Raw genomic sequence first — 24,070 nt, 5'->3', positions numbered from 1 at the left:
TGTTTTGGCGGGCTTTTGCTTGTACGATTTTTAAATGTTTAGGCTGTCAAAAAATTAATCTTTGGTCGCCATGGTAATCGTATAAGTCTTGCCTTGTTTGATCTTTTCGCTATTGCCAAACACTTCGGTAAATGAGCGCTTCATAAACTGGCGCAGACCGTTGATCGTCACCACATAAAAACGCCCGCCTTGACGCATCCGCGCATAGGCATCGAGGAAGTATAAGTAATGCTGCTCTTTGCCGACTTTGGCAGGCAAGTTTGACATGACAAGGCTAAAGTCTTTGTCCTTTGCCACATGGTTAAAGCCATTAGATAAATGCACATCGACATTTTTTAGACCGTTTTTTTCGCAATTACGGCGCGCATATTCTACCGCCATAAAGTCTTTATCAATCAGTGTATGCTGACCATTTGGACACTCACGCGCGGCTGTCATACCAAGCACACCATAGCCGCAGCCCAAATCTATCGAATCATCATCCGCTTGAAAGTCCACATAATCGAGCAGCATCAGGCTGCCATCATCGAGCTTTTGCGGCGAAAAAATGCCCCAGGTGGTTGAAAAATCAAATGGCTTACCCAGCACGTCTTGGCGAAAGTGAATGTCTTCGCGCCAATGTTCGGCGTTTTTTAATAAGTCAGCAGGCGGTCTATGGCTCATGGAATTCTCAAATATAGATAAGTAAAAAGGCTGCGCGGCCCAATCAGACAGTGTGCATATGATGACGCACATTATTAAGGGTATTGTAACGAGAAACGGGCAGGTTTGCAGCTATGGATTGAGAGAATTGTATTTCTACAAATGCAAGAAGAGCCAATCGTGCCTGTTGTTTGTATCTGTCACTCTGAGCGGGACGGTTGGACGTAAAGGACACTTATAGAAAAGTCCTCTTTAAGGGATTTTCTCTTGCGAACCTAACGAAGCAGTGCTTCTTTTTAACGGTTCTCACCCTCTCGGATGATGTGCTGCGTGCAATTTCTGCAACCTCGCCGTCGCCACATGGGTATAAATTTGTGTCGTTGATAGATCACTGTGCCCCAATAACAATTGCACGCTACGCAAGTCCGCCCCATGATTGAGCAGGTGAGTGGCAAAGGCGTGCCGTAAGGTATGCGGCGATAGCTCTTTGTCAATACTGGCAACTTTGGCGTATTTTTTGAGCAAATACCAAAAGTTCTGCCGCGTCATATAGCCACCTTGCGCGGTCAAAAACACCGCTTGGCAATTACCTGATTTTAAGTGCGCAATCAAATCGCCACGCCCATGAGACAGATAATCTTCTAGCGCATCGCTAGCATATTCGCCTAAGGGCACCAGTCGCGTTTTATTACCTTTCCCCGTGATTTGTAACCAGCCAGAATTGAGATTGACTTGCTCAAGCGAGAGATTAATCAATTCGCTGACGCGCAGACCGCAAGCATAGAGTACCTCTAGCATGGCTTTGTCGCGTAGTCCGAGGGCGGTGCTGGTATCGGGTGCAGCGAGTAGATTGTCGACATCCGCTTCGCTCAAATCTTTCGGTAGCGGACGACCAAGCTTTGGACTTTTGATACGCTCACAGGGGTTGTCTTCACGCAGATTGCTAGCGATCATCCATAAATAAAACTGACGCAGGCTTGAGAGCATGCGCGCTTGGGTACGTGGGGTTTTGCCGTCCCGTGCAACAAAGGAGAGACAGTGCAGCACATCGTCAGGCTGCCAGCGGGTCAAAGCGATAGGACTGGTTAATTCACAAGCGCGCAAATCACGGACATACGCATTACGAGTACGCGTCGCCAGACCACGCGCCAGCATAGCTTGACGAAACTCAGTCATGTAGCTAGGCTCATCATCTACTGCCAAGGCTTTCGGTTGTCGCTGTTGTACGGCGCGATCACGACTCATAAGACAATACTCAGAGGATAGCTAAAACAGGGAATGGCTAAAAATTGACAGTAAATCAACGTCAAAAAGAAAAAATTAAGCGTTTTTTTTCTTAACCAAATAACGATAAAGCGTGCCATTCGTAGGCTCATCATTATCGTCAGCGACCGTGATTTCATCAGGATCTATATCCAAGCTCACATCTTCAGCGAGGGTTTCTTGATGGACAAGCGTGTGCCCTAAATGACGACAAAAATTAGGAATATCACGGGTGGTGGCCGGGTCGGTCGCCAGTATTTCAATCACATCACCGCCATCCGCCTGACGAATGGTGCGATGCAGCATCATGACTGGCTCAGGACAGATCAGTCCTTGAGTGTCTAAATGATGATTGATAGCCGTTTGCGTGATAGAAGTAGTCATAATGGTAATTTTGAATCAATAAAGTTAAGTTTAAAATACAAGAGTAATGCACAGACGTGCTTTTAGGCGCGTACTTTATGTCTCTTCGACAATGTCAGAGTCCTCTTGTACTTCTAAATAGTTAAAGAAGCGCTTAAAAGTCACTTTGAATAAAAACGCCACACCCAGCCAAGATGCTAGACCGAGCCACACCGTGTCGGCAAATAATAACCCGCCGATCAAGATAATGGTCGACACGCCAATGCTCAGCGCAATCATCGACGGTTGATTCAGACGATAACGATAAATGACTAAGGCATCATAAACAGTAATAGGAATCGTGAGCGCAACCAACGCATAGGGCAAATTATAAAACAATTGATAAAGCAGCTGATTGCCATGGAACGCTTTAACACTGGCAATGGTACCAAAGACCACAAAAGCGAAGAGAGCGGCATAAATGAGATAAATCGCTATCTGGTTTGCACGCTGGGCGCCTTTAATACGAGCGATGGCAAGCGGGGCAAAGCCGTGTTGCGACTTATTTTGCAAGGATTGGTCTGAGACAGTGGTCATAGTAATCAGTCATGTATCCGTTTAGAGTTACGACCTATCAGAAAATAGCCGTGTTGTGTGGAACGTTAGAAAAACTGGTCACTCAATTAATCTGCTTTGATGGCATCAATGGCAAGACTGGTATTAGGGTCAGCAAAATAGGTCGACATCAAGATGCACGCAGAGATGTCATCAATCGGCGCGCGCTCATGCTTAATCCAGCCGTTTTCCCACGCTATTTCCCTAGCAGCGACTGAGGTTAAGCGCTCATCACACAGAGATACCGTTACCGGCAAATGCTGCTCCATGATTCTATGAGCTAAGCGGCGGGCGAACTTGTGGGCCCGTTTTGAGAGCATGGAGCTGCTACCATCCATGTTCAGTGGTAACCCCACCACCACTTTTGCCACGCCCCACACTTTAATAATGCCCAGTAAGTTGTCCCAGTCTGGTTGACCATTGTTCATCGCTAGGATATCAAAGGCACGTGCGGTCTCAGTAATGGTGTTACCCAGCGCCATGCCCATCTTTTTGACGCCATAATCTAAGGCCAAGACCAGATGCGGTTTGACGGCTGGTGCAGCGATGCTACTAGCCCCCATCTCTGAGCTATCTTCGCTATCTGTTATAGGAGTACGATCTACCATCATAAAGGATGTTACCTATTTTTATGTCTGTATTCATAGAGAATACGATATTAAGCGTGTCCGATATCGCTGCTAAGATAGTCAAAATTCACGCCAATCTTGTCAGCGGCAATCTGCCAACGTTCTTCAAACGGTGTGTCAAACAATAAATTCAAATCGGCTGGGCACACCAGCCAGTCGCCGCTATCTAGTTCTTGTTCAAGCTGTTTTTTGCCCCAACTGGCATGACCCAAGCACAGCTGATAATGACCCACACCTTGACCTGCCGCGATCCGTTTAAGAATATCTTGGCTTGTCGTAATACAGACGTTTTCTGAAATAGCAAAAGAAGAGGCCCATTCTGGCTGACCTGTGTGCAAGACAAAGCCAACCTCAGGGTACATAGGCCCCCCTTCTAATGCCAGATCCTCCATCACTTGCGAGTCAGTCACCTCAATATTTAAGTCTTCTAAGAGTTTGCCCACGCGAGATTGCTCTAGCGGACGATTGACCATAAGACCTAGTGCCCCATGCTTATCATGACGACAAATGTAGATTAAGGCCTGCTCAAACCTTGGGTCTGATAGCTCTGGCGCCGCGATTAAGAAGTGATGGGTCAAATTAGCTTTAGACATAGAGACAAACGCAACCTAATAATAAAGGTGAGAGACCACTATATGGCGATAATGAGTAGAAAATCAACCAAAGCAAATATTTATCAGTGGCAAGATCACAAGTTGAGGCAACTGACTTTTATTTAACATCGGTCAATAAACTACGGGCATGATCACGAGTAACGTCAGTAATGGTGACGCCGCCTGACATGCGTGCCAGTTCATCGACTTGCGCAGAATCAGTCAATATTAACAGCTCACTTTCTGTCTGCTCTTGATGATGTTTTTGCACCAAGATGTGCTGATGCGCTTGCGCGGCCACTTGTGCTTGGTGGGTAATGGCGAGCAGTTGCTGCGTTTGACCAAGCGCCCGTAACAGCTCACCGACCACTTGTGCTGTACCGCCGCTGATACCGACATCCACCTCATCAAATACCAGCATGGGCTTGGCGGCATTGTTGTCGGCATTGGTCGCTTGCATGACTTGCATCACTAGCGCCATGCGTGACAACTCACCCCCGGAGGCAATTTTATGTAGTGGCTGCATCGGCATACCCACATTGGCGCTAAACAATAAGTCAATATCAAAGCAGCCTTGCGCATTATACTGGCTCGGATCGGCTTTTTTGGTAAAGACGAATTCACAGCGCGCGTTGGGCAGGGCGAGGGGCTGCAGCTGTTTGATCAGTTGTTTGCTGACGACTGGCGCGGCCTTCGAGCGTGCCTTGTTCAATTGTGTGGCCAACGCCAAATAGTCTTGCCAAGCTTGTTCGATTTGCGACGCCATCGCGTCACTGCTTGGCTCGTTTTCTAATTGTTCTAACTGCGCTTGCCAGCTCTGTGCTTCATTAATCAATGCGCCCGCTGGCAAATTATGCTTGCGCGATAATCGGTGCCCTAGGCTGATTAAACTGTCTAGTGTTTGTAAGCGCTCAGGGTCAGGCAGTTGCTGCTCTGCATAGTCTGAGAGTAGCGCCGTCACCTCCGTAATTTGCTGCTGTGCTAAATGCAGTTGCTCAGACGCTTGCTCAAAGGTTTGGCTGACGCTTATTTGATGATCACAGAGCTTGATCGCTTGACCTAGCAGGGTCATGACATCTGGTTCGTCGGTGTCATTATCTAGTAGATGCAAACCATGACTGGCCTCCGTCATCAGTGCTTCAATGTTAGACAGCTCTTCGTGCTCCGCTTCGACATCTGCATAGTCAACGGCCAGTAACGGTGCAATATCAGCAAGTTGGCTTTGTAGCAGTTGGATGCGATCTTGGCGTTGCGATTCACGGCTGGCGATATCATCAGCCTGACGTTTAAGCTTTTGATACTGCTGATAGCTGCTTGCGGTTTGCGCAGCAAGAGGAGATATCTGCGCCATTTCATCCAGCCATTGCACCACAAACTGCGGCTTGAGTAAGGCTTGCTGGGCATGTTGGCTATGAATATTGACCAGTAATGATCCCAAGCTTTTTAATTCAGCGAGGCTCACTGGCGTACCATTTAACCACGCTTTTGAGCGGCCAGTGTTACTCAATTGCCGGCGAATCAACACTTCAGGCTCTTCTAGTGGTCTGTCACTTTTTGCAAACCAATCAGCAACAACTGGATTGTTTTCTACATCAAACTGCGCATAAATATCTGCGTGCGTGGCGCCATGCCTGACCATCGCGCTATCTGCGCGTTCGCCTGCACATAAGGAAAGCGCATCCAGTAATAACGACTTGCCAGCCCCCGTCTCACCGGTGATGACATTAAAGCCTCCAGCAATATTCAGCTCATGCTGAGCGATTAACGCAAATTGATGTAAAGTTAATGATACGAGCATCAACGCCTCTCATGACAGACAATGAGCCTCACGTAGAAGGCTGGCATGTCATATCTAAAATAGGATGAATAAAAGAATAAAATGAGTCAATTAATCGGGAGTAAGTAGATACATGGGATTGGCAAATATTATGGTGTTAAATACTTTTAAATACAAATACTAAAGGCAATGAATAAGATAAAATGACGTGATAAGACTACCATAAAACCCTCAAAGAGGGGCCATTCTTAGTCAGCATGATGTGATCTATACGATGTACAAATTTAGCCAGTCAGCGATAGTACCGTCTCACATAGGGCCCGCACATGAGTAAAACAGCTCCTTACAAAGTCTGTGAGTCAAACATCACAAGTTGAACTACAAGTAGAATTTACTGGTCGCTTTAACAAACTTTATAGATATAATGTGGTAGCATAATCTCACATAATGATAAACTCTTACCACTGGATTTATGCATCCCTCTATATGACAACGAGTCATAATCTCGTAAAATTAGAAAGGTATCGTTGGAAGGGTATGCAACTGAGTCCTTGTATCAGTATGTTTTCATAGAACCTGCCTCTATGATGAAAGCATAGGTGTTTCACATAAAAGCAAGCGGCATCTAAGCCCGCGCGCTTCTTTAAAATGCACACGCTAGCTGACTGAAGTCAGTTACTTATTTTTTAGTTTTGCCATAATTATTTGATAAGGAAGCCACTATGACAGCGGCGCAATTTACGAATGTTACCGTCAATGCCCAGGCGACAATATCTTATGATGGTCGTTGTTCAAGCCATACCATCATGTTTGAGGACGGTCGCCATAAAACGTTGGGCGTTATTTTGCCTTGTGACAACTTGGTTGACCATTATCACTTTAGTACCAACACCTCTGAACGTATTGAGATCATCAGCGGTGAGTGTGAGGTGAAAATAAATGGTGATGAAGAGTTCAGCTATTATCGTGCTGGCCAGTCATTCGTGGTCGAAGGGAATAGTGGATTTAATCTACGCACCGAAGAAATTGTTCAGTATATTTGCCATTTAGAAGGCTGATAGAACTGACAGTAATAGGGCGTTAAACGCTTACGTCATTGATGTCCCATACTAGCCATAACGTCCTCAAGAAATAAACAATATCGAATTGGTGTTGTTTATTTCTTTTTTTATTGGCTGACATTTTTGCTAACCAGTCATCGATTAGTTGGTACAATTACCGCTAACCCTCTTTTTACTTTATCGCATTGCGCGATATCCACTTATATTCAGTAGGCCTATTATGGCAAAACCCATTTATTTTTATGGTATTCACGCGATTGATGCCTTACTTGACCATCGTCCTCTTGATGGGCTGAGCTTATTTGTACAGCAAGGGCGCGAGAGCGATAGCCACGTAAAGAGCATCATGGCACAAGCTGATGCCAATGGTATCAGTATTCAGTCGGCGCAAAAAGATAAGCTCACTCAGTTGTGTGGTAGCCCGCAACATCAAGGCGTCGTACTGCATGCTCGTCCGTTGGGCTTCGCTGATGAAGGCTTGCTTGACACGATTGCTGGACGTGAGCAGTGCTTATTGTTGGTACTCGATCAAATCACCGATGCGCATAATTTTGGGGCTTGTTTGCGTACCGCTGTGGCGATGGGTGTGGATGCAGTTGTTTGTCCAAAACATCATGCAGCAAGCCTGACGCCAACCGTGGCCAAAGTGTCTGTTGGCGCGGCAGAAATGATGCCGATTGTCAGCGTCACCAATTTGGCCCGTACGCTCGCACAAATCAAACAGGCAGGCGTGTTTGTCTTCGGTACCGCACTGAGTGCTGATGCCAAACCGATACATGCCGCCGATTTGACAGGCAAGACGGCAATCATTATGGGCTCAGAAGGAGAGGGCATGCGCCGCCTGACCACCGAGAGCTGTGATGAGCTGGTTTATATCCCCATGTCAGGGAATGAGCATGGCAACCTACAAAGTCTCAATGTGAGTGTTGCCACGGGTATGGCGTTATACGAGGTCAATCGACAGCGTACTTTAGCTGCTGGGCAAGTATAAGATACTCTTGATGTAACGGTTCTAGTTGTAAGTAAAGAGCGTCAAGGTCACTCTCATTGAGTATGACGTTATCCGCATGACGGTTGCGCTCTTCACGGCTCAGCTGATTCACCATAATGGCTTTAATTTTCTGTACGCTTTGCTCATCACGCTGACTGGCACGCGCCAGCTGCGTGTCCTCGGTGGCGTCCATCACTAAAATACGTTGGCATAAGTTAGCAAGCCCTGCCTCCGCAGCTTCAATGAGCAGGGGTGCTGACAACACCACATAAGGTGATGTGCTCGCTGCCAACTGAGCTTTTGCCGTCTCGCGTATCGCTGGATGCGTGATTGCTTCTAATTCAATCAGTGCTTCAGGATGGGTAAAAACGTGCGTTCTTACCGCCGCGCGGTTCATCGATCCATCACCATTTAATACCCAGTCGCCAAATTTTCTTTGGATTTTGCGTAAGGTCGGACTGCCTTTTGCAACGATTTCATGGGCAATGACATCAGCATCAATAATATCGATGCCTTGTTCAGCGAACCAAGCACTGGCAGCGGATTTGCCGCTACCGATACCCCCTGTCAATCCGACTACTAATGTCTTGTTTTGCTTTTGGGGTGTTTGTGGCTCATGAGAATAAGGTGAAGCATTGTTTTTTGACATAATGGTGACTTATCTGACGGATAGTATAGTGATAACAGTGTTAAAGTGAGCGAATATTGTACTGACTATTCGTTGACTTATAGGGGAGCGCTCTGACTTGTGTTCAACAGGCACTTAAACAAAGCGTTTTAGTAAGTATACATACCAAGATACCAGCTGACGATATCTGAGCCATATAATAACGCAATGATACCAGCAATCGCGATATAAGGACCAAAAGCGAAAGGTCGACTCTCACCCTGTTTTTTCATTAAAATAAGCCCAACGATAGACCCTAGCAAGGATGACAGTAAAATAATCAACGGCAGCATCAGTGGCCCAAGCCACGCTCCCAGCACGGCCAATAACTTAAAATCCCCTTGTCCCATACCGTGTTTTTTAGTAATTAGGTAAAACACCTTAACCACTATCCACAACGATAAAAACCCAAGCAATAATCCCCAAATCGACTGAGTGGGCGCGACAAACCAACCTTGTGAATTGACTGCCAAGCCCAAACCCGCTAGAGGAAAGGTGAGGCGATCGGGTAGTAGCTGCGTATCAAAATCAATACCTGTTAAAGCAATGAGCGTCCATACTAAGACTAATGCTGACAAGCCAGTAGCATTAACGCCAAATTGATAAATAACCAGCACTGATAGCAGTGCCGTGGCGAGCTCAACCAAAGGATAGCGCAGACCGATAGCCGCTTTGCAATCTGAACAACGCCCGCGTAGTAGCAACCAACTTACTAAGGGGATATTCTCATACCATCTGATTTTATGCGCGCAATGCGGGCAGCGCGAGGCTGGCCGGCTCAAAGTAATAGGTTGATCGTTTGTGACAATACTAGCAAGGGGCAGGGTATGTTTGCGCGGCATGTCTGCTTGTTCAGTCATAAACTGGCTGCACTCTTGCCGCCAGCTATAGACCATCATCAGGGGGATACGGTGAATCACCACGTTCAAAAAACTGCCAACACAAAGACCTAGTAGACCAAACACGACCAAAGCTAGCGCCGTATTGTCTTGGAGTAACTGTATAAATTGCATCAAATCGTTATCCTACCACTGAACCCATTTGGAATATTGGCAAGTACATAGCAATTACTAAGCCACCGACCAATACCCCTAATACCGCCATAATCAGTGGTTCCATTAAGCTGGTTAAGCCATCCACCGCATTGTCGACTTCGTTTTCATAATATACCGCCACTTTGTCTAGCATTTCTTCTAAGCTACCAGACTCTTCACCAATCCCGACCATTTGAATGGCCAAGCTTGGGAATAAATTGGTTGAGCGTATGGCGAACTGGAGTTGCTGACCGGTCGCGACATCATTTTTAATTTGCTGAATGGCGTTATAAAATACTACATTATTTGCCGCCCCCGCAGTCGAGTCTAAGGCGTCAATAAGTGGTACACCTGCCGCAAAAGTCGTAGACAGCGTACGAGCGAAACGGGCAATGACGGCTTGATAAGCAATATTGCCAAATATCGGTGCTTTTAATACCGCGCGATCCAAAAAATCACGGAATTTTTTAGAGCGTTTTTTGGCTTCTGCAAAGCCGATAATGGCGCCACCAATGACGACGATCAAAATAAACCACCACGCTTGCATCCACTCAGACATACCCACCACCATTTGCGTGAACGCTGGCAGCTCTGCCCCAAAGGACGCAAATAGGTCTGAAAACACTGGCACTACTTTTATAAGCAAAATGATGGTAACAATGATGGCCACCACAACAACCGCAATAGGGTATTTCATGGCTTTTTTAATTTTCGCTTTGAGTAACTCGCTTTTTTCTTTATAGGTAGCAACCCGTTCGAGCATAGTCTCTAACGCACCTGATTGCTCACCAGAATCCACGAGTGAACAAAAGAGGTCATCAAAATAACGAGGGTGTTTACGTAGCGCAGACGCAAAAGTTCCCCCTGCTTCAATATCGGCTTTGATTTGCAGCACCAAGTCTTTCATACTTGGGTTGTCAAGGGAGTCGGCGACAATTTCAAAAGACTGGGTCAGTGGTACGCCCGCTTTCATCATCGTGGCCAATTGCCGAGCAAAAATAGCAATATCGATAGGTTTGATGGATTTTTTGAAGGTATAGAGGGGCTTTGGCTTTTTCTTAATGCCTTTGACGGTAATACCTTGTTTACGCAAGGTTGCTTTGGCCAACTCTAAACTACGACTGGTGGTTTCCCCTTTTACTTTTTGCCCGCGCCGGTTTACCCCCTCATAGACAAAGTCTAACAGCATATCGGTCTTAGCTTTTGCCATGTTACTACCCTCAAAAACTGTCTCATTGGTCATTACCCAGTATGAACGGACAGTTAGCCAATAATGTTTAGTGCATCTACTTTATTTTAGCGTAAAAAACCAGTGTCCATCTGTTTTATTTTTAAGTACATCTGGTCAAGGTGACGGCTGGTGAATAAAAGTCAGCGCTGATACCACTAAAACCTCACAAACGGTGAGATTGTTTTTACTTTAAGATGACAACTATTCAGAGGTGACCCGCATCATCTCTTGAATACTGGTGACACCTTGGAGTACCTTTAAAATGCCAGAGCGGCGCAGGTCCCGAAAGCCGTTTTTGAGTGCCGCGTCTTTGATGTCTATGGCGTTACCGTCTTCCATGATAATTCGCGAAATATCTGGACTGACTTTCATCACTTCATAAATACCCACACGCCCTTTATAACCTTCGCGGCACTCGTTACAGCCGACGGGCTCATAAATCACATTGTCTGTATTGTCCAAGTCAGCATCCTGAAAACCGAGCTCAAGCAGGCTTTGCCGAGGCACATTGATAGGTTTTTTGCAGTTTTTACACAAGCGGCGTGCTAAGCGCTGAGCGATGACCAAATTGACTGACGTCGCAATATTAAAGGAAGCCACACCCATATTACGCAGACGCGTCAAGGTCTCAGGTGCCGAGTTAGTGTGCAAGGTAGAAAGTACCATATGGCCTGTTTGTGCAGCTTTAATCGCAATCTCCGCCGTTTCAAGGTCACGAATCTCACCAACCATCACAATATCAGGATCTTGACGCAAAAAGGACTTGAGCGCATTGGCAAAGGTCAACCCCACTTTGGGATTGACGTTGACCTGATTGATGCCTTCTAGGTTAATCTCGACTGGGTCTTCGGCGGTTGAGATATTGGTTGCCCCCGTATTTAAAATATTGATACCTGTATAAAGAGAGACGGTCTTACCCGAGCCGGTAGGGCCCGTGATGAGGAGCATGCCTTGCGGTTTATGCAGTGCTTCTAAAAACATCTCTTTTTGGTCAGGCTCATACCCCAATGCTTCAATACCGAGCATGGCTGATGAGGGATCCAAAATACGCAGAACAATTTTTTCACCAAACAAGGTCGGCAAAGAGTTGACACGAAAATCAATGGCTTTATTTTTAGACAGTTTTAGTTTGATACGTCCATCTTGCGGCACGCGGCGCTCCGAGATGTCCATTTGTGACATCACCTTTAGACGTGCGGCGATTTTCCCCGCCAACTGTACGGGCGGGTTGGCCATTTTTTGCATCACGCCATCGACACGAAAGCGCACGCGATAGGTTTTTTCATACGGCTCAAAATGTAAGTCTGATGCCCCCATACGAATGGCATCTACCAGCATTTTATTGACGAACTTTACCACTGGTGCTTCATCGACACTATCGGTGAGTTTGGTTTCACCTTCGTCTTCTTCACCCTCTTCAAACCCAACGTTTAAATCGCTATCAGAGAAGCTGTCAAAGTTTTGCATGGTATCAGCGTAAATACTTTCAATACGCCTTTTTAGCTTGTCTTCTTCGACGACAATGGTTTCTATAGACAGGCGAGAATTAAAAGCAATGGCATCGATGGCATCGATACGGGTCGGATCACTTAACGCGACAAATAAACGCTGGCCGCGCTTAAACAGTGGCAGGGCATTAAACTTACGAACAATTTTTTCATCCACTAAGTCTTTTGGGATGACATCGAGGTTTAAGGCGTCCAGGTCGAATAAAGGGTCGCCAAAGGCTTGTGATAGCATTTGAGCAAGTTGAGAAGCATCAGCCAGTTTATGGTCTACTAGGTACGGCACTAGCCCTATTTGCTGCTGCGCAGACTCAGTTTGTGCCGTTTTCATGTCGGCTTCGCTAACGACACCTTCGCTGATGAGCTGCTGCGCTAAACCACCATATTTACCAGTTGTGATAGACATTACGACCTCTCCTTGATACCAAGTACCTTGCACTGTTGCTTGAAATTTACATACTATCTATATTGAGCTTCTATCTAATAGACTGCTCATTCACGTCGTAAGATAGAACTTTATTTTACTTTAGTTTAAAGGCTTTTAGTTAGACTATTAAACGGCTCATCCGCAAAGAATCACCGCTGAGTCAAATATCAGTCGACTCTAGCTGTTAGCGTCTGTTTTGTTTCTGGAGCACCATACTATAGCACTTGTAAATTATTTGTTATACTGGCGCGCATATTAGCCGAATTGGCATGAATACATGAAACAAGGTAGATGAGTATGCAAGCTTGGGTAATTGGCAATTGGAAACAGAATCCAGCAACGAGCCACGACGTCAACGTGTTGTTGGATGACCTATTGACTGCGATCAATGCTGAAGAGCAAGCGGATACAGAACGTCCCAACAGTCGCTGCCAGTTAATGGTGGCACCAAGCTATATCCATTTGGCGGCTGTCAGTACGCGTCTAAAGAATAGTTCAGTACTGTGTGCGGCGCAAGATATCAGTAGCCATAGTGCGAGTACTGGCGCGTATACAGGGGATTGTTCAGCGCAGCAAGTGGCAGATGCCGGTGCGACTTGGACGATAGTTGGTCACTCTGAACGCCGCCAGTATCACAAAGAGTCTCATGATAGCCTAGTGCAGAAGCTATCTCATGCCCTTGCCCAAAATTTGGGTGTGGTACTTTGTATTGGCGAGACGCAAACGCAGTACGATGATCAGCAAACCCTTGAAGTTATCGATGCTCAGTTAGCGGTCATTAAGGATTTACTGATTCAGCAGCCAGAACTTATTTCATCATTGTCTGAGCGCTTTATCATCGCTTATGAGCCGGTATGGGCAATCGGTACTGGCAAAGTGCCTACCGTGGCAGAGGTCAGCAAAACCCATCAGCATATTAAGCAAAAGGTGGCAGGCCTTGCTGATACAGCAGAGGCGATTACCGTATTATATGGCGGTAGTGTCAATGCCGATAATGCAGAGAGCTTTGCGGCAGATGCGATGATTGATGGGGCATTGGTTGGTGGGGCTTCATTGAAGGCGGAGAGTTTTTTGGCGATCGCTAATGCCTTTAATCGTGTGAACGCTTAGTGTGACTATCAGTGTCTTTATCAGTTGGCAAAAGTAGGTTTAACAGTGCCCTTGTAATCATGTACAATGCGCCTTATTTATATAGTCGATTCAGCGTGATGACACGCTGATGACTATCCTTATTAACCTTAAGATTTATTTTCCGTTATCAGTCGTCATTACGCGGCAAAAGAGGCCACCATGTTTACGTTTATATTAGCCCTGCATATTATTGTGGCGATTGCCATGATCGGCTTGATTTTAATACAGCATGGTAAAGGGGCAGACGCTGGAGCTTCTTTTGGTGCTGGCTCATCAGGCACCGTATTTGGTGCCGCAGGGACTGCCAACTTCTTGACGCGTGCGACCGCGGTGCTCACCGTTATATTTTTTATCACCAGTATGACGCTCGCGGTTCACGCTCGTAAGCAAGCCGAAGATCAGTTCCGTTTAGATGCACCCGTTTCGGCCCCCCAAACCCCGCGTCCATTGACACAGAATCCTCAGTAACGGTCTTTTAAGCAGGCAGTGCTTGCTATTTTGCTAGGTTAGATTTACAATGCTTTCCTGTTTTCGCAAGTCCTGATCTATAGATGCCTACCTTAAGCGTCATTTACCGTAGATTAGCGACTAGATCACAGAGTAGTAAAATGCGATTGTGGTGGAATTGGTAGACACGCCATCTTGAGGGGGTGGTAGCGCAAGCTGTGGGGGTTCAAGTCCCCCCAATCGCACCAAGTTTTATAGACGTAGCATAGCGTCAGGTTGGATTTTTTAGCAGAGATACTTGTTTTATAATTTATTTAAAAAAAGTATTGACACTTCTACAAAACCTCCCTATAATATGCGTTCTAGATTGATGCGGGGTGGAGCAGTCTGGTAGCTCGTCGGGCTCATAACCCGAAGGTCGTTGGTTCAAATCCAGCCCCCGCTACCACTTTTTATACTGATGTTTTGTATACTAAATTTGTCAGTAACGATTAGCCCACCATTATGTTTGTGGGTTTTTTTGTATCTGATGGTCAGTGTTATCGCGGTATCTATCCTACTTGTGCTAAGCTCTAGGTCTATAGAGTACAATACTCTCCGTCACTTGCCGCTACTAACGCGATTTTTCTTAAGCGTCACTATCTGTTATTCCTTACTCTTTTATCGATAGTACTGCTTTATGAATAATAAAAGCATTGTCTGGCTGAGCTTGATGTTTTTTAGGCTCATCCCTATATAAATGCACAACACATTATTATGATTTACCATACAATAGTAACCGTAACTCCTAAGAGCAAGTGAATACTAAGGGTAAGAGTAAATAACAGCCAAGTAAAAACTTGAGACGGTTTACCAAGTACGATAGATACTGAATAGGAAAATATAAATAGATTATGAAGCTTTCGACCAAAGTTGCAGAACTGACCAATATTATTGCCCCTGCGGTAGCCGCTTGTGATGTGGCACTCTGGGGCATAGAATTTGCGCCACAAGGCCGTCGCTCTTTGCTACGTATTTATATTGAGGCACTGCCAAAAGAGCAAGCTCAAGATAAGCAAGTTACCATCGAAGACTGTGCTGCGGTAAACCACCAAGTAAGTGGTATCCTCGAAGTTCATGACCCTATCGCTGGAGAGTACATTTTAGAAGTATCTTCACCCGGATTTGATCGTGCTTTTTTCTCAGATGAGCAAATGCACGCTTATGTTGGTCAAACCGTAAGCTTACGTTTGATACAAGCCATTGGTGAAGGCGATCAAAAACGCCGTAAAGCAACCGGCACTTTAGACAGTATCGATGCCACGTCTTTGAAACTGACGTCAAGTGATGGTGAGCAGTTTGAGATTGCATTGAGTAATATTGATAAAGCCAATCTGGTTTATTCAGAGGTTTAGTCTATTAGGATGCACACGCTCCCAATAGCGGATAATGAAAATATAATAGCAACACACAAATGATAAAATTTAAGTCAATTAAAAAATGATAGGACAGGTATAGCATGAGTCGTGAAATCTTAACGGTAGTAGAAACTGTCAGTAATGAAAAGGGCTTAAATCCTGAAGATATCTTTGAAGCCATAGAAGACGCTTTGGTGGTATCGACTAAGAAAAAAGTATATACCGAACAGCCAGAAGTGGCCGTACGGGTTGCCATCGACCGTGCAACTGGCGATTATGATACTTATCGTTATTGGACAGTGGTTGCTGATGAAGATCACGAAATGCCTGCTTGTCAGCTCGCCATTACCGACCTTGATCAAGATGAATGGTCAATCGGTGATGTCAAAGAAGAGCAGATTGAATCCATTGAGTTTGGACGTATTGCCGCGACGCAAGCCAAACAGGTCATTATCCAAAAAATTCGTGAAGCTGAGCGTGCGCTAGTAGCCGATGCTTTTGAGCCACGTGTTGGTGAGATGATGTATGGCGAAGTCAAAAAACAGACACGCGATGGTTATATCATCGATTTAGGTGACAATGCAGAAGGGTATTTATCACGTGATCAAATGCTACCGCGTGAGCAACTACGTGCCAAGTCTCGTATCAATGCCATCTTATATCATGTGAACCGTGAAAACCGCGGCGCCCAATTATTGCTGTCTCGTACGCATCCTGAAATGCTATCAGCATTGATGCAAAAAGAGGTGCCTGAGATTGCAGAGCAAATCATTGAGATTCGTAATGTCGCTCGCTTGCCGGGTACTCGTGCTAAAATAGCAGTGAAAACCAATGATCATCGTATTGATCCAGTGGGCGCTTGTATTGGTATGCGTGGTACGCGTATCCAAGCGGTACAGCAAGAGCTTGATGGTGAGCGTATTGATGTGGTGGTTTGGTCGGATGATCCCGCCCAATTTATCATTAGCGCTTTAGAACCAGCGGACGTCAGCAGCATTATTTTAGATGAAGATGCCCAAACGGCTGATATCATCTTTAGCACCAATGATCAGTTGGCGCGGGCGATTGGCTCACAAGGCCAGAATGTACGTTTGGCTTCTGAGCTTACGGGCTATAAGCTAAATATGATGTTAGAAGAAGAGTATCAACAGCGTCAAGAAAATGAATCTAAAGCCTTCATTGAATTATTCTATGAACGTTTAGAAGTAGATAAAGACTTAGCTCAAGCGCTTGTTGATATTGGCTTTACCAGTATTGAGGAAGTGGCTTACGTACCCGTTGAAACCTTTTATGATATCGAAGGCCTAGACGACGAAGCGATCGAGATGATTCAAGAGCGTGCTAAAGAAGTGGTCATCGCTGATGAGCTGGTCAAACAACAGAACATGAAAGAGCCAAGTCAAGAGCTGCAAGAGCTTGAAGGTATGACGGTAAGCTGGGCCTATAAAATGGCACAAAAAGATATTATTACCGTTGATGACTTGGCAGAACAAGCCGTCTTCGATCTAGAAGATATCGAAGGATTAGACTCCGAAACCGCAGGAAAACTCATCATGAAAGCTCGGGAATCTTGGTTCAATGAATAAGCGGTAACTGCATATCGCTGTCTTTTAGTGATATGCTATCGAGAATAAAGCGCTGGTATGCAAGCAGTACAGATGCCAGCCTTACCCCAATCATTTGTGGCCAACAACTGAATTGAACATATAGCAAATAATAGACAGTAGGTGATAATAAATGGCAGATAAGACCGTCAAAGAACTGGCAGATATGGTAGGCAAAACTCCAAGTGCTGTAAAACAGCAACTGGTAGATGCTGGACTGCCTGCTCGCGCAGAGGATGACCTAGTCACCGAGCTTGAGCAAGAGAAGTTGGTGACGTATTTAAAGCAAAGTCATGGTCAGCAAGAAAAGCGTCGTATTAGTCTTAAATCTAAGACGACTAGCACCGCGCGCGTGACCGGCTCTTCAGGTAAATCTAAGAGCGTCAATGTGGAAGTGCGTAAAAAGAAAGTGTTTGAAAAGCCTGATCCAGAAAAAATGGCTGAAGAATTGGCTGCGCGTGAGCAAGCGATGATTGAGTCGCAAGAACGTGCTGCTAAAGACGCAGAAGAGCGTGCGGCGACTAAGAAAAAAGCTGAAGAACGTCAAGCAGCAACCTTAGCAGCAATGCGTGCAAGCTTAGGCTCTAGCAAAAAGTCAGATGATAAGAACGACGATATCTCGACTTCAGTGGTTGTGAAAAAAGGTGGTAAAGCCAAGGTTGAAGTGAAGCCAAAAGACCAACCCAAGAAAAAAGTCGCTGCGACAAAACCAAAAGTTGAGACGGCAGCAGAGCGTAAAGCTCGCGAAGCGCGTGAGAAAGAAGAAGCCCGTCTACGTGAAATTGAAACAGAAACACGTCGTACCCAAGCTGAAGAAGCACAAAAACGTACGCTTGAGCAAATGCGTAAAATGGCGGGTCAATATACTGACCGTGAGCCTGTTGCTGAAGTTCGTAAAGACGAGCCGTTGGCAGAAGGTCTGGTCGGTGATGCGTTAGAAGAGTCTTTTGAAAAAGAACGTCGTGAAATCAAACGCGGTGCGAGCAGTACTGGTACTCGTGGTCGTCGCCGTAAGAATCAAGATGAGCGTGAGATCAAAAACCGTAAAAACGGTTTGCGCTCAACGCAAGCATCACAGCATAAGTTCGAAAAACCTGTCGAAAAAATCGTTTATGATGTTGAAATTAGCGAGCACATTACAGTCGCGGATCTTGCTCAGCGTATGGCGGTTAAAGCGCGTGAAGTGACCAAATTGCTTATGAAAATGGGCGAGATCGCACGTGAATCAGATACGATCGATCAAGCGACAGCAAGCTTGCTTGTTGAAGAGATGGGACATAATCCAGTTCCGGTCAGTGATACCAAGGTTGAAGATGATCTGCAGTACGCGGTTGATGAGCGCAGCAGTAACGTGCAAACACGTCCGCCAGTCGTGACTATTATGGGTCACGTTGACCATGGTAAAACTTCATTACTAGATAAAATTCGTGAAACGAAAGTTGCGACGGGCGAAGCAGGTGGTATTACTCAGCATATCGGTGCTTATCATGTGAAAACCGATCGCGGCGTAATTACTTTCCTTGATACCCCAGGTCACGCCGCCTTTAGTGCGATGCGTTCACGTGGCGCACAAGCGACTGATATTGTTGTATTGGTGGTTGCTGCTGATGACGGTATGATGCCGCAAACGGTAGAAGCCATTGATCATGCACGTGCTGCTGGTACACCCATTATCGTTGCGATTAACAAAATGGATAAGCCAGGTGCTGATCCTGACCGTGTTCTTAATGAATTGACCGCAAAAGAAGTCGTCTCAGAAGAGTGGGGCGGTGACACACCAATGGCGCGTATCTCAGCCAAAACGGGTGAAGGTATTGATGACTTATTAGAGTTCATTAGTCTACAAGCCGAACTGATGGAACTAGAAGCGCCATTAGACGGTGCCGCCCAAGGTGTGGTCATCGAGTCAAGACTAGAAAAAGGCCGTGGTCCTGTGGTCAGTGTCCTCGTTAAAAAGGGTACATTGAAGCAAGGCGACTTGGTTCTTGCTGGTGAGCATTACGGTAAAGTTCGTGCGCTGACGGATGAAAATGGTCAACGGGTTAAAACAGCAGGTCCTTCTATCCCTGTAGAGATTTTAGGCTTGCCTGAAACTCCAGCGGCTGGTAGCGAGTTCTTAGTTGTGACCGATGAGAAAAAAGCACGTGAAGTGGCTGACTTTAGAACCAACCGTGAGCGTGAGCGTCAACTTGAGCGTCAAAATGCCATGCGTTTAGAGAGCATGTTCGATCAGATGGCCCAAGGCGATGTCTCATTCTTAAATATCGTATTGAAAACAGATGTCCGTGGTTCGCTTGAAGCGTTACTGGCGGCATTGAATGAGCTGTCCACTGACGAAGTTAAAGTGAGAGTGATCAGTTCAGGTGTTGGTCCGATTTCTGAGTCTGACGTCACTCTGGCAGAGTCTAGTGAAGCGGTGTTATTGGGCTTTAACGTTCGTGCCGATGCGACCGCACGCCGTAAAGCAGATGCTGCCAACATGGATATCCGTTATTACAGTGTGATCTATGGTTTGATTGATGATGTGAAATCAGCCATGAGCGGTATGCTGGCTCCGGAACATCGTGAGAAGATTCTTGGCGTTGCCGAAGTTCGTGAAGTATTCCGCTCTAGTAAGTTTGGTGCTGCTGCGGGTTGTATGGTGGTCGAAGGTACTATCTATCGCAACAAACCTATCCGCGTATTGCGTGAAGACCAAGTTATCTTTACAGGTCAATTGCAATCACTACGTCGTTATAAAGAAGACGTTAATGAAGTACGTACGGGTATGGAATGTGGCCTAGCAGTTCGTGGCTATGATGTTGAAGCCGGTGATAAAATCGAAGTCTTTGAAATCCAAGAGTTCGCACGTACGATCTAAAGCGACTGTTCGATATGGGCTATCTCATCATACAAGGTGCTTAATCAGCTTAGTATATGAGATTGTCCTTTAGTATCTAGCTGTACTTAGGCCTAACAGGTACATCCTGCTAGGCCTTTTTTAGCAAATATCAGTACTAAACTGACTAATACACAGAATTTTATATCAAGAAAAATAAGCCCTATCAAATAAAGGTAATAACATGAACCAACGTTTACAACGCTTAGCCGATCAGATTCAGCGTGAGCTTGCTGTTCTTATTCGTGATGAAGTCAATGACCCTCGTCTGACTGGCTTTGTCACTATCTCTAGCGTCAAGGTTAGCCCAGACTTGGGTTATGCCGATGTCTATGTCACCATCATGGAGCCTGAGCTCAACGATGCGATGACCAAGACCAACCACGAAGAGAGTATTAAGGTACTCAACAAAGCAGCAGGATTTTTACGTACTGAGCTAAGCCACAGTCTAAAGACTCGTACGACGCCGCGCTTGCGTTTTCACTATGATGAAGTCACCGCTCGTGGTAATTACATGATGGATCTGATTAATCAGGCAGTCACTAAGACAGAAAAAAATGAGAATGACGAGTAAGCATCCACTATGTCTACATCATCCAAGCAAGCTGATAAAATAAAAGTCTCTGGTGTTATCTTAGTAGATAAGCCCAAAGGTATGACCTCGCAACAAGTGGTGTCAAAGGTGAAGTATCTGTTTAAGTCACCGAACCATGACAGCAAAAAAGCAGGCCACACGGGTACGCTTGATCCAATGGCGACTGGACTGTTGCCTGTCTGTATGGGTGAGGCCACCAAATTTAGCCACTATCAACTAGATGCCGATAAATCTTACCAAGCGACTATTTTGCTCGGCAGTCAGACAGATACGGGGGATGCAGATGGGCAAACCGTCGCGCAAGCCTCTATTCCAAAGTTTGACGACGCCTTGTTAGATAAAGTGGCACAGCAGTTTTTAGGTGCGCAGCAGCAGATACCACCGATGTATTCCGCCTTAAAAAAAGACGGTAAAAAGCTGTATGAGTATGCCCGCGCTGGTATTGAGGTAGAGCGTCCGCCAAGAGACATTGTGATCAAAGCAATAGATTTGAGAGCAATCGATGACGAGCAGATTCAATTGACAGTGACTTGCACCAAAGGTACTTACGTGCGCGTACTGGGTGAGGATATCGCTAAAGTAATGGGCACAGTTGGGCATTTGACTGCGTTACGACGTACGCAAGTGGGCAACTTTAAAATTGAGAATGCCATTACGCTAGCAGCGTTAGAAGAAACCGCGTTTGCTCAGCGACAAGGACACCTGCTGCCAGTAGATGCTTGCATCGATATTGACGCTGAGTTGGCATTAACCACTGAACAGTGTGTCCGCGTACATATGGGCCAACGCTTAAACGTCTTTGAACAGCTAACAGCTCATCTCAAAGATTACGTGTTAAAAAGTATTGCTAGCCAGACACTTAGTGAGCAAGACGAAATCGCTCATCCAAGTATGGAAGCGGCTACGGATGTGGATGATAACCTTGATGCTAAAAGCAGGACAGACAAAACGCCATTATTAGCGCACGAAATCCCTGTGGATATACGCTTGGTAGATGAAGGTGGGCAATTTCTTGGTCTAGGTGCGGTCAGTCTCAATGGTCGATTACAGCCCAAAAAGCTGATCCAACGTTAGGAGCGCTTGGTTAAACCCCTCTTTTTTTCCTCTTTTGACAGCTTACTAACAGTTTACACTAATCACATATCGTCACATTTTATTGCAGGTTTCGCCTATGGTGGAACCTGTTTTTTTTGTACATTAATTAAGTCAGCGAGGGAAAGCTGGATAAAAAATAATTATAGTAGGAAGTTAAAAAAGAAAAAAAGGAAACTTGTTCAAAGGATGGGATCTGATAATTAAAAGAATTTTGCAAAAATTTATTTTAAATAATAATTATAACTACACAATAATGAAAATAATTATCTAATAAAAAATCTAATAAAAAATAGCTTATAACCGATTCACCTATAAAGAAGAAGGGATATTATGAAAACGATTGCTTTTTTACTCTACAACCACTTTGAGCAAGCAGAATATGAAGACGTTAATAACCAGTTAAAAGACAAAGGTTATAAAACGGTTCTTATTACTACTAATAAAGACAAAGAAGTGCAAGCGATGCAGCAGGATGTCAATAAAGGCGATACTTTTACTGCTGATATTTTTGCAAAAGACGCAAAGGTTAGTGATTATGATGCGTTAGTGCTGCCAGGTGGGACGGTTAATGCAGATACTCTACGTGGTAACGAAGAGGCCCACGGTATTATTAATGGTATCAATGATTCAGGCAAATTGTTGGCTGCCATCTGTCACGCGCCTTGGGCCCTTATTAATACAGGAATTGCTAAAGGCAAAACATTGACTGCCTATCACTCGTTACAAACTGACTTGGAAAATGCTGGGGGAGAATTTGTGGATAAAACCGTACAAGTAGATGGTAATTTGATTACTTCACGTAATCCAGACGATATTAAAAACTTCGTTGAAGCGATTGATAAAGCACTTTCTTAAACGCTTTGACTGCTTTACAGCATGAAATTACCTCACACACTCACTTAAAATGTTTATAGTTAACAATAAGGACACTACCATGGCTAATTCAAATCCAAATGATACCAAACTAGAACAACAACGTGCGGAGTCTGCTACGGCTGCACTCAAGAGTCAAACAGAAGACAACCATACAGAAGATACGAACGCAGCAGCAGAACGTATCGCTGACAATTTAAAAAATGCAAAAGAAGACAAATAGCATCTTAAACAAGACAGTCGCATCTTACACAAGCTAGCTGGCTTTAAGCTTGGAAGTGTAGAGATTCAGCAAGTATTGGTTTTGACGCTTTCCAAAAACTAGTCTCAATATTAAAAAATAAAAGAAATCGCTTAATAATAACGATCTAGGAGTCATTATGAGTAACGTATCTAACAAGAAAGACGAACAAGAAAGAGAGATTCAACAGCTCGCAGAAGATATTAATCCTCGTGAAGATCGGACTCCTGATAGTTTGGCTGAGGCCACTACTGCGCCGCTTGAAGATAAAGAGTTAGGTGGCAACGCTACAGAAGATGATACCAACAAATAATTAAGCAAAAAATACCTGTCTCTGATGCCTTTTTAACAGTTAAATATAATCTTTCAAGTATGATGAAAAACTGCTGCTAGTTCAGCAGTTTTTTGCTATAATTGCTGCCACATTTAAATTAGATTTTAGGTCCTAAGTTATATCTAACCCACCCTCTTAGTGAGAGGCTGGCGTTAATAGTTATACTGCATTGATCTTAAAATTTAAGTGGCGTTATTTTTAACCGAACTTGTCGTACACTAGGTCAACTCTAGTAATGCAGGGTTGTCCTGAATGGCGTGCAAGTTATTTTATTTACTATTCTATTGCTTTAAAAATGACTCAATGAGAGTCTGTCTTAAAGTTTTTAGCATTGCCGGAGATATTTATGCTAACTAATACCGATCGTGAACAAATCATTGCTCAATACCAGCGCGGCGAAAACGACACTGGCTCACCAGAAGTGCAAGTAGCGTTATTAAGTGCTCGTATCAATGATCTACAGAACCATTTTAAAGCGCACAAAGCTGATCACCATAGCCGTCGCGGTCTAATCCGTATGGTTAATACCCGCCGTAAACTGCTTGATTACCTAAAAGGCAAAGACCTTGGACGCTATACCACCCTTATTAGCCAGTTAGGTCTACGTCGTTAATATAGCGACAAGGGGACGAGTGGTTTCTAAAGCTAAAGCTGCCGTTATGTGGCACCGTTTCAGTTTTTTTGCGACACCGCTTAGG

General features: G+C 45.0%; 24 protein-coding genes and 2 tRNA genes. 15 read left to right on the top strand and 11 right to left on the bottom strand.

Annotated elements, in window-relative coordinates; genetic code table 11:
- Positions 1–54: 54 nt before the first annotated feature.
- From JFC06_RS07980 to recN, 7 genes are all read right to left on the bottom strand, one after another.
- A complete protein-coding gene (locus tag JFC06_RS07980; protein ID WP_193005671.1) occupies positions 55–663 on the bottom strand; it encodes a class I SAM-dependent methyltransferase in 609 nt (202 codons plus the stop codon).
- A gap of 285 nt (positions 664–948) precedes the next feature.
- Positions 949–1,887, bottom strand: a complete 939-nt coding sequence (gene xerD, locus JFC06_RS07975; RefSeq protein ID WP_198334612.1) for a site-specific tyrosine recombinase XerD — start codon at positions 1,885–1,887, stop codon at positions 949–951.
- A gap of 75 nt (positions 1,888–1,962) precedes the next feature.
- A complete protein-coding gene (gene tusA, locus JFC06_RS07970) occupies positions 1,963–2,289 on the bottom strand; it encodes a sulfurtransferase TusA (RefSeq protein WP_198334611.1) in 327 nt (108 codons plus the stop codon).
- Positions 2,290–2,364: 75 nt separating this feature from the next.
- The gene (locus tag JFC06_RS07965) at positions 2,365–2,844 is read right to left on the bottom strand and encodes a hypothetical protein (RefSeq protein WP_198334610.1); all 480 of its coding nucleotides are present in this window, start codon (positions 2,842–2,844) and stop codon (positions 2,365–2,367) included.
- An 86-nt stretch (positions 2,845–2,930) separates the two neighbouring features.
- A complete protein-coding gene (gene ruvX / locus JFC06_RS07960; protein ID WP_193005699.1) occupies positions 2,931–3,470 on the bottom strand; it encodes a Holliday junction resolvase RuvX in 540 nt (179 codons plus the stop codon).
- Between the two features lie 50 nt (positions 3,471–3,520).
- A complete protein-coding gene (locus JFC06_RS07955; protein WP_198334609.1) occupies positions 3,521–4,084 on the bottom strand; it encodes a YqgE/AlgH family protein in 564 nt (187 codons plus the stop codon).
- Between the two features lie 118 nt (positions 4,085–4,202).
- Positions 4,203–5,882: a DNA repair protein RecN gene (recN, locus tag JFC06_RS07950; protein WP_198334608.1), complete on the bottom strand. Its 1,680-nt coding sequence runs from the start codon at positions 5,880–5,882 to the stop codon at positions 4,203–4,205.
- Positions 5,883–6,583: 701 nt separating this feature from the next.
- On the opposite strand from recN, the gene ppnP reads away from it, so the two are divergent.
- Positions 6,584–6,919 carry a pyrimidine/purine nucleoside phosphorylase gene (gene ppnP / locus JFC06_RS07945; protein WP_193005665.1) on the top strand — a complete coding sequence of 112 codons (336 nt, stop codon included), beginning with the start codon at positions 6,584–6,586 and terminating at the stop codon, positions 6,917–6,919.
- Positions 6,920–7,142: 223 nt separating this feature from the next.
- Positions 7,143–7,913 carry a 23S rRNA (guanosine(2251)-2'-O)-methyltransferase RlmB gene (gene rlmB / locus JFC06_RS07940; RefSeq protein WP_193005664.1) on the top strand — a complete coding sequence of 257 codons (771 nt, stop codon included), beginning with the start codon at positions 7,143–7,145 and terminating at the stop codon, positions 7,911–7,913.
- Here the strand turns inward: rlmB and coaE are convergent.
- The 4 genes from coaE to pilB form a co-directional block, all read right to left on the bottom strand.
- A complete protein-coding gene (gene coaE / locus JFC06_RS07935; protein ID WP_198334607.1) occupies positions 7,876–8,562 on the bottom strand; it encodes a dephospho-CoA kinase in 687 nt (228 codons plus the stop codon). The two genes, rlmB and coaE, sit on opposite strands and share 38 nt — an antisense overlap.
- A 128-nt stretch (positions 8,563–8,690) precedes the next feature.
- Complete coding sequence (locus JFC06_RS07930; protein ID WP_198334624.1) at positions 8,691–9,593, bottom strand: prepilin peptidase; 903 nt, start codon at positions 9,591–9,593, stop codon at positions 8,691–8,693.
- Between the two features lie 7 nt (positions 9,594–9,600).
- Entirely contained in the window at positions 9,601–10,824 is a 1,224-nt protein-coding gene (locus tag JFC06_RS07925) for a type II secretion system F family protein (RefSeq protein WP_198334606.1), read from the bottom strand.
- Between the two features lie 222 nt (positions 10,825–11,046).
- Complete coding sequence (gene pilB / locus JFC06_RS07920; protein ID WP_198334605.1) at positions 11,047–12,756, bottom strand: type IV-A pilus assembly ATPase PilB; 1,710 nt, start codon at positions 12,754–12,756, stop codon at positions 11,047–11,049.
- Positions 12,757–13,074: 318 nt separating this feature from the next.
- Here pilB and tpiA point away from each other — a divergent pair, with 318 nt between their 5' ends.
- The 13 genes from tpiA to rpsO all read left to right on the top strand — a co-directional run bounded on the left by tpiA (position 13,075) and on the right by rpsO (position 23,985).
- Positions 13,075–13,887 carry a triose-phosphate isomerase gene (tpiA, locus tag JFC06_RS07915; protein ID WP_198334604.1) on the top strand — a complete coding sequence of 271 codons (813 nt, stop codon included), beginning with the start codon at positions 13,075–13,077 and terminating at the stop codon, positions 13,885–13,887.
- A gap of 180 nt (positions 13,888–14,067) precedes the next feature.
- Complete coding sequence (gene secG / locus JFC06_RS07910) at positions 14,068–14,376, top strand: preprotein translocase subunit SecG (RefSeq protein WP_025652589.1); 309 nt, start codon at positions 14,068–14,070, stop codon at positions 14,374–14,376.
- Positions 14,377–14,518: 142 nt separating this feature from the next.
- Positions 14,519–14,603: transfer RNA gene (locus tag JFC06_RS07905), tRNA-Leu, on the top strand.
- Between the two features lie 123 nt (positions 14,604–14,726).
- Positions 14,727–14,803: transfer RNA gene (locus tag JFC06_RS07900), tRNA-Met, on the top strand.
- Between the two features lie 445 nt (positions 14,804–15,248).
- Positions 15,249–15,749, top strand: a complete 501-nt coding sequence (gene rimP, locus JFC06_RS07895; RefSeq protein WP_198334603.1) for a ribosome maturation factor RimP — start codon at positions 15,249–15,251, stop codon at positions 15,747–15,749.
- Between the two features lie 104 nt (positions 15,750–15,853).
- The gene (gene nusA, locus JFC06_RS07890) at positions 15,854–17,338 is read left to right on the top strand and encodes a transcription termination factor NusA (protein ID WP_193005658.1); all 1,485 of its coding nucleotides are present in this window, start codon (positions 15,854–15,856) and stop codon (positions 17,336–17,338) included.
- Between the two features lie 151 nt (positions 17,339–17,489).
- A complete protein-coding gene (gene infB, locus JFC06_RS07885) occupies positions 17,490–20,216 on the top strand; it encodes a translation initiation factor IF-2 (RefSeq protein WP_198334602.1) in 2,727 nt (908 codons plus the stop codon).
- A 202-nt stretch (positions 20,217–20,418) separates the two neighbouring features.
- Positions 20,419–20,808, top strand: a complete 390-nt coding sequence (locus tag JFC06_RS07880; protein ID WP_193005656.1) for a ribosome-binding factor A — start codon at positions 20,419–20,421, stop codon at positions 20,806–20,808.
- A gap of 9 nt (positions 20,809–20,817) precedes the next feature.
- Positions 20,818–21,903: a tRNA pseudouridine(55) synthase TruB gene (gene truB / locus JFC06_RS07875; RefSeq protein WP_198334601.1), complete on the top strand. Its 1,086-nt coding sequence runs from the start codon at positions 20,818–20,820 to the stop codon at positions 21,901–21,903.
- A gap of 351 nt (positions 21,904–22,254) precedes the next feature.
- The gene (locus JFC06_RS07870) at positions 22,255–22,779 is read left to right on the top strand and encodes a type 1 glutamine amidotransferase domain-containing protein (RefSeq protein ID WP_198334600.1); all 525 of its coding nucleotides are present in this window, start codon (positions 22,255–22,257) and stop codon (positions 22,777–22,779) included.
- A 79-nt stretch (positions 22,780–22,858) separates the two neighbouring features.
- A complete protein-coding gene (locus JFC06_RS07865; protein ID WP_198334599.1) occupies positions 22,859–23,020 on the top strand; it encodes a hypothetical protein in 162 nt (53 codons plus the stop codon).
- Between the two features lie 157 nt (positions 23,021–23,177).
- Positions 23,178–23,351 carry a hypothetical protein gene (locus JFC06_RS07860; protein ID WP_198334598.1) on the top strand — a complete coding sequence of 58 codons (174 nt, stop codon included), beginning with the start codon at positions 23,178–23,180 and terminating at the stop codon, positions 23,349–23,351.
- A 367-nt stretch (positions 23,352–23,718) separates the two neighbouring features.
- Entirely contained in the window at positions 23,719–23,985 is a 267-nt protein-coding gene (gene rpsO / locus JFC06_RS07855; RefSeq protein ID WP_045443035.1) for a 30S ribosomal protein S15, read from the top strand.
- The last annotated feature ends 85 nt before the right edge of the window (positions 23,986–24,070 follow it).

This window comes from Psychrobacter namhaensis (genome assembly GCF_016107545.1).
Lineage (GTDB): Bacteria > Pseudomonadota > Gammaproteobacteria > Pseudomonadales > Moraxellaceae > Psychrobacter > Psychrobacter namhaensis.
The sequence above is the reverse complement of the archived record's forward strand: the minus strand, read 5'-3'. Positions and strand labels throughout refer to the sequence as shown.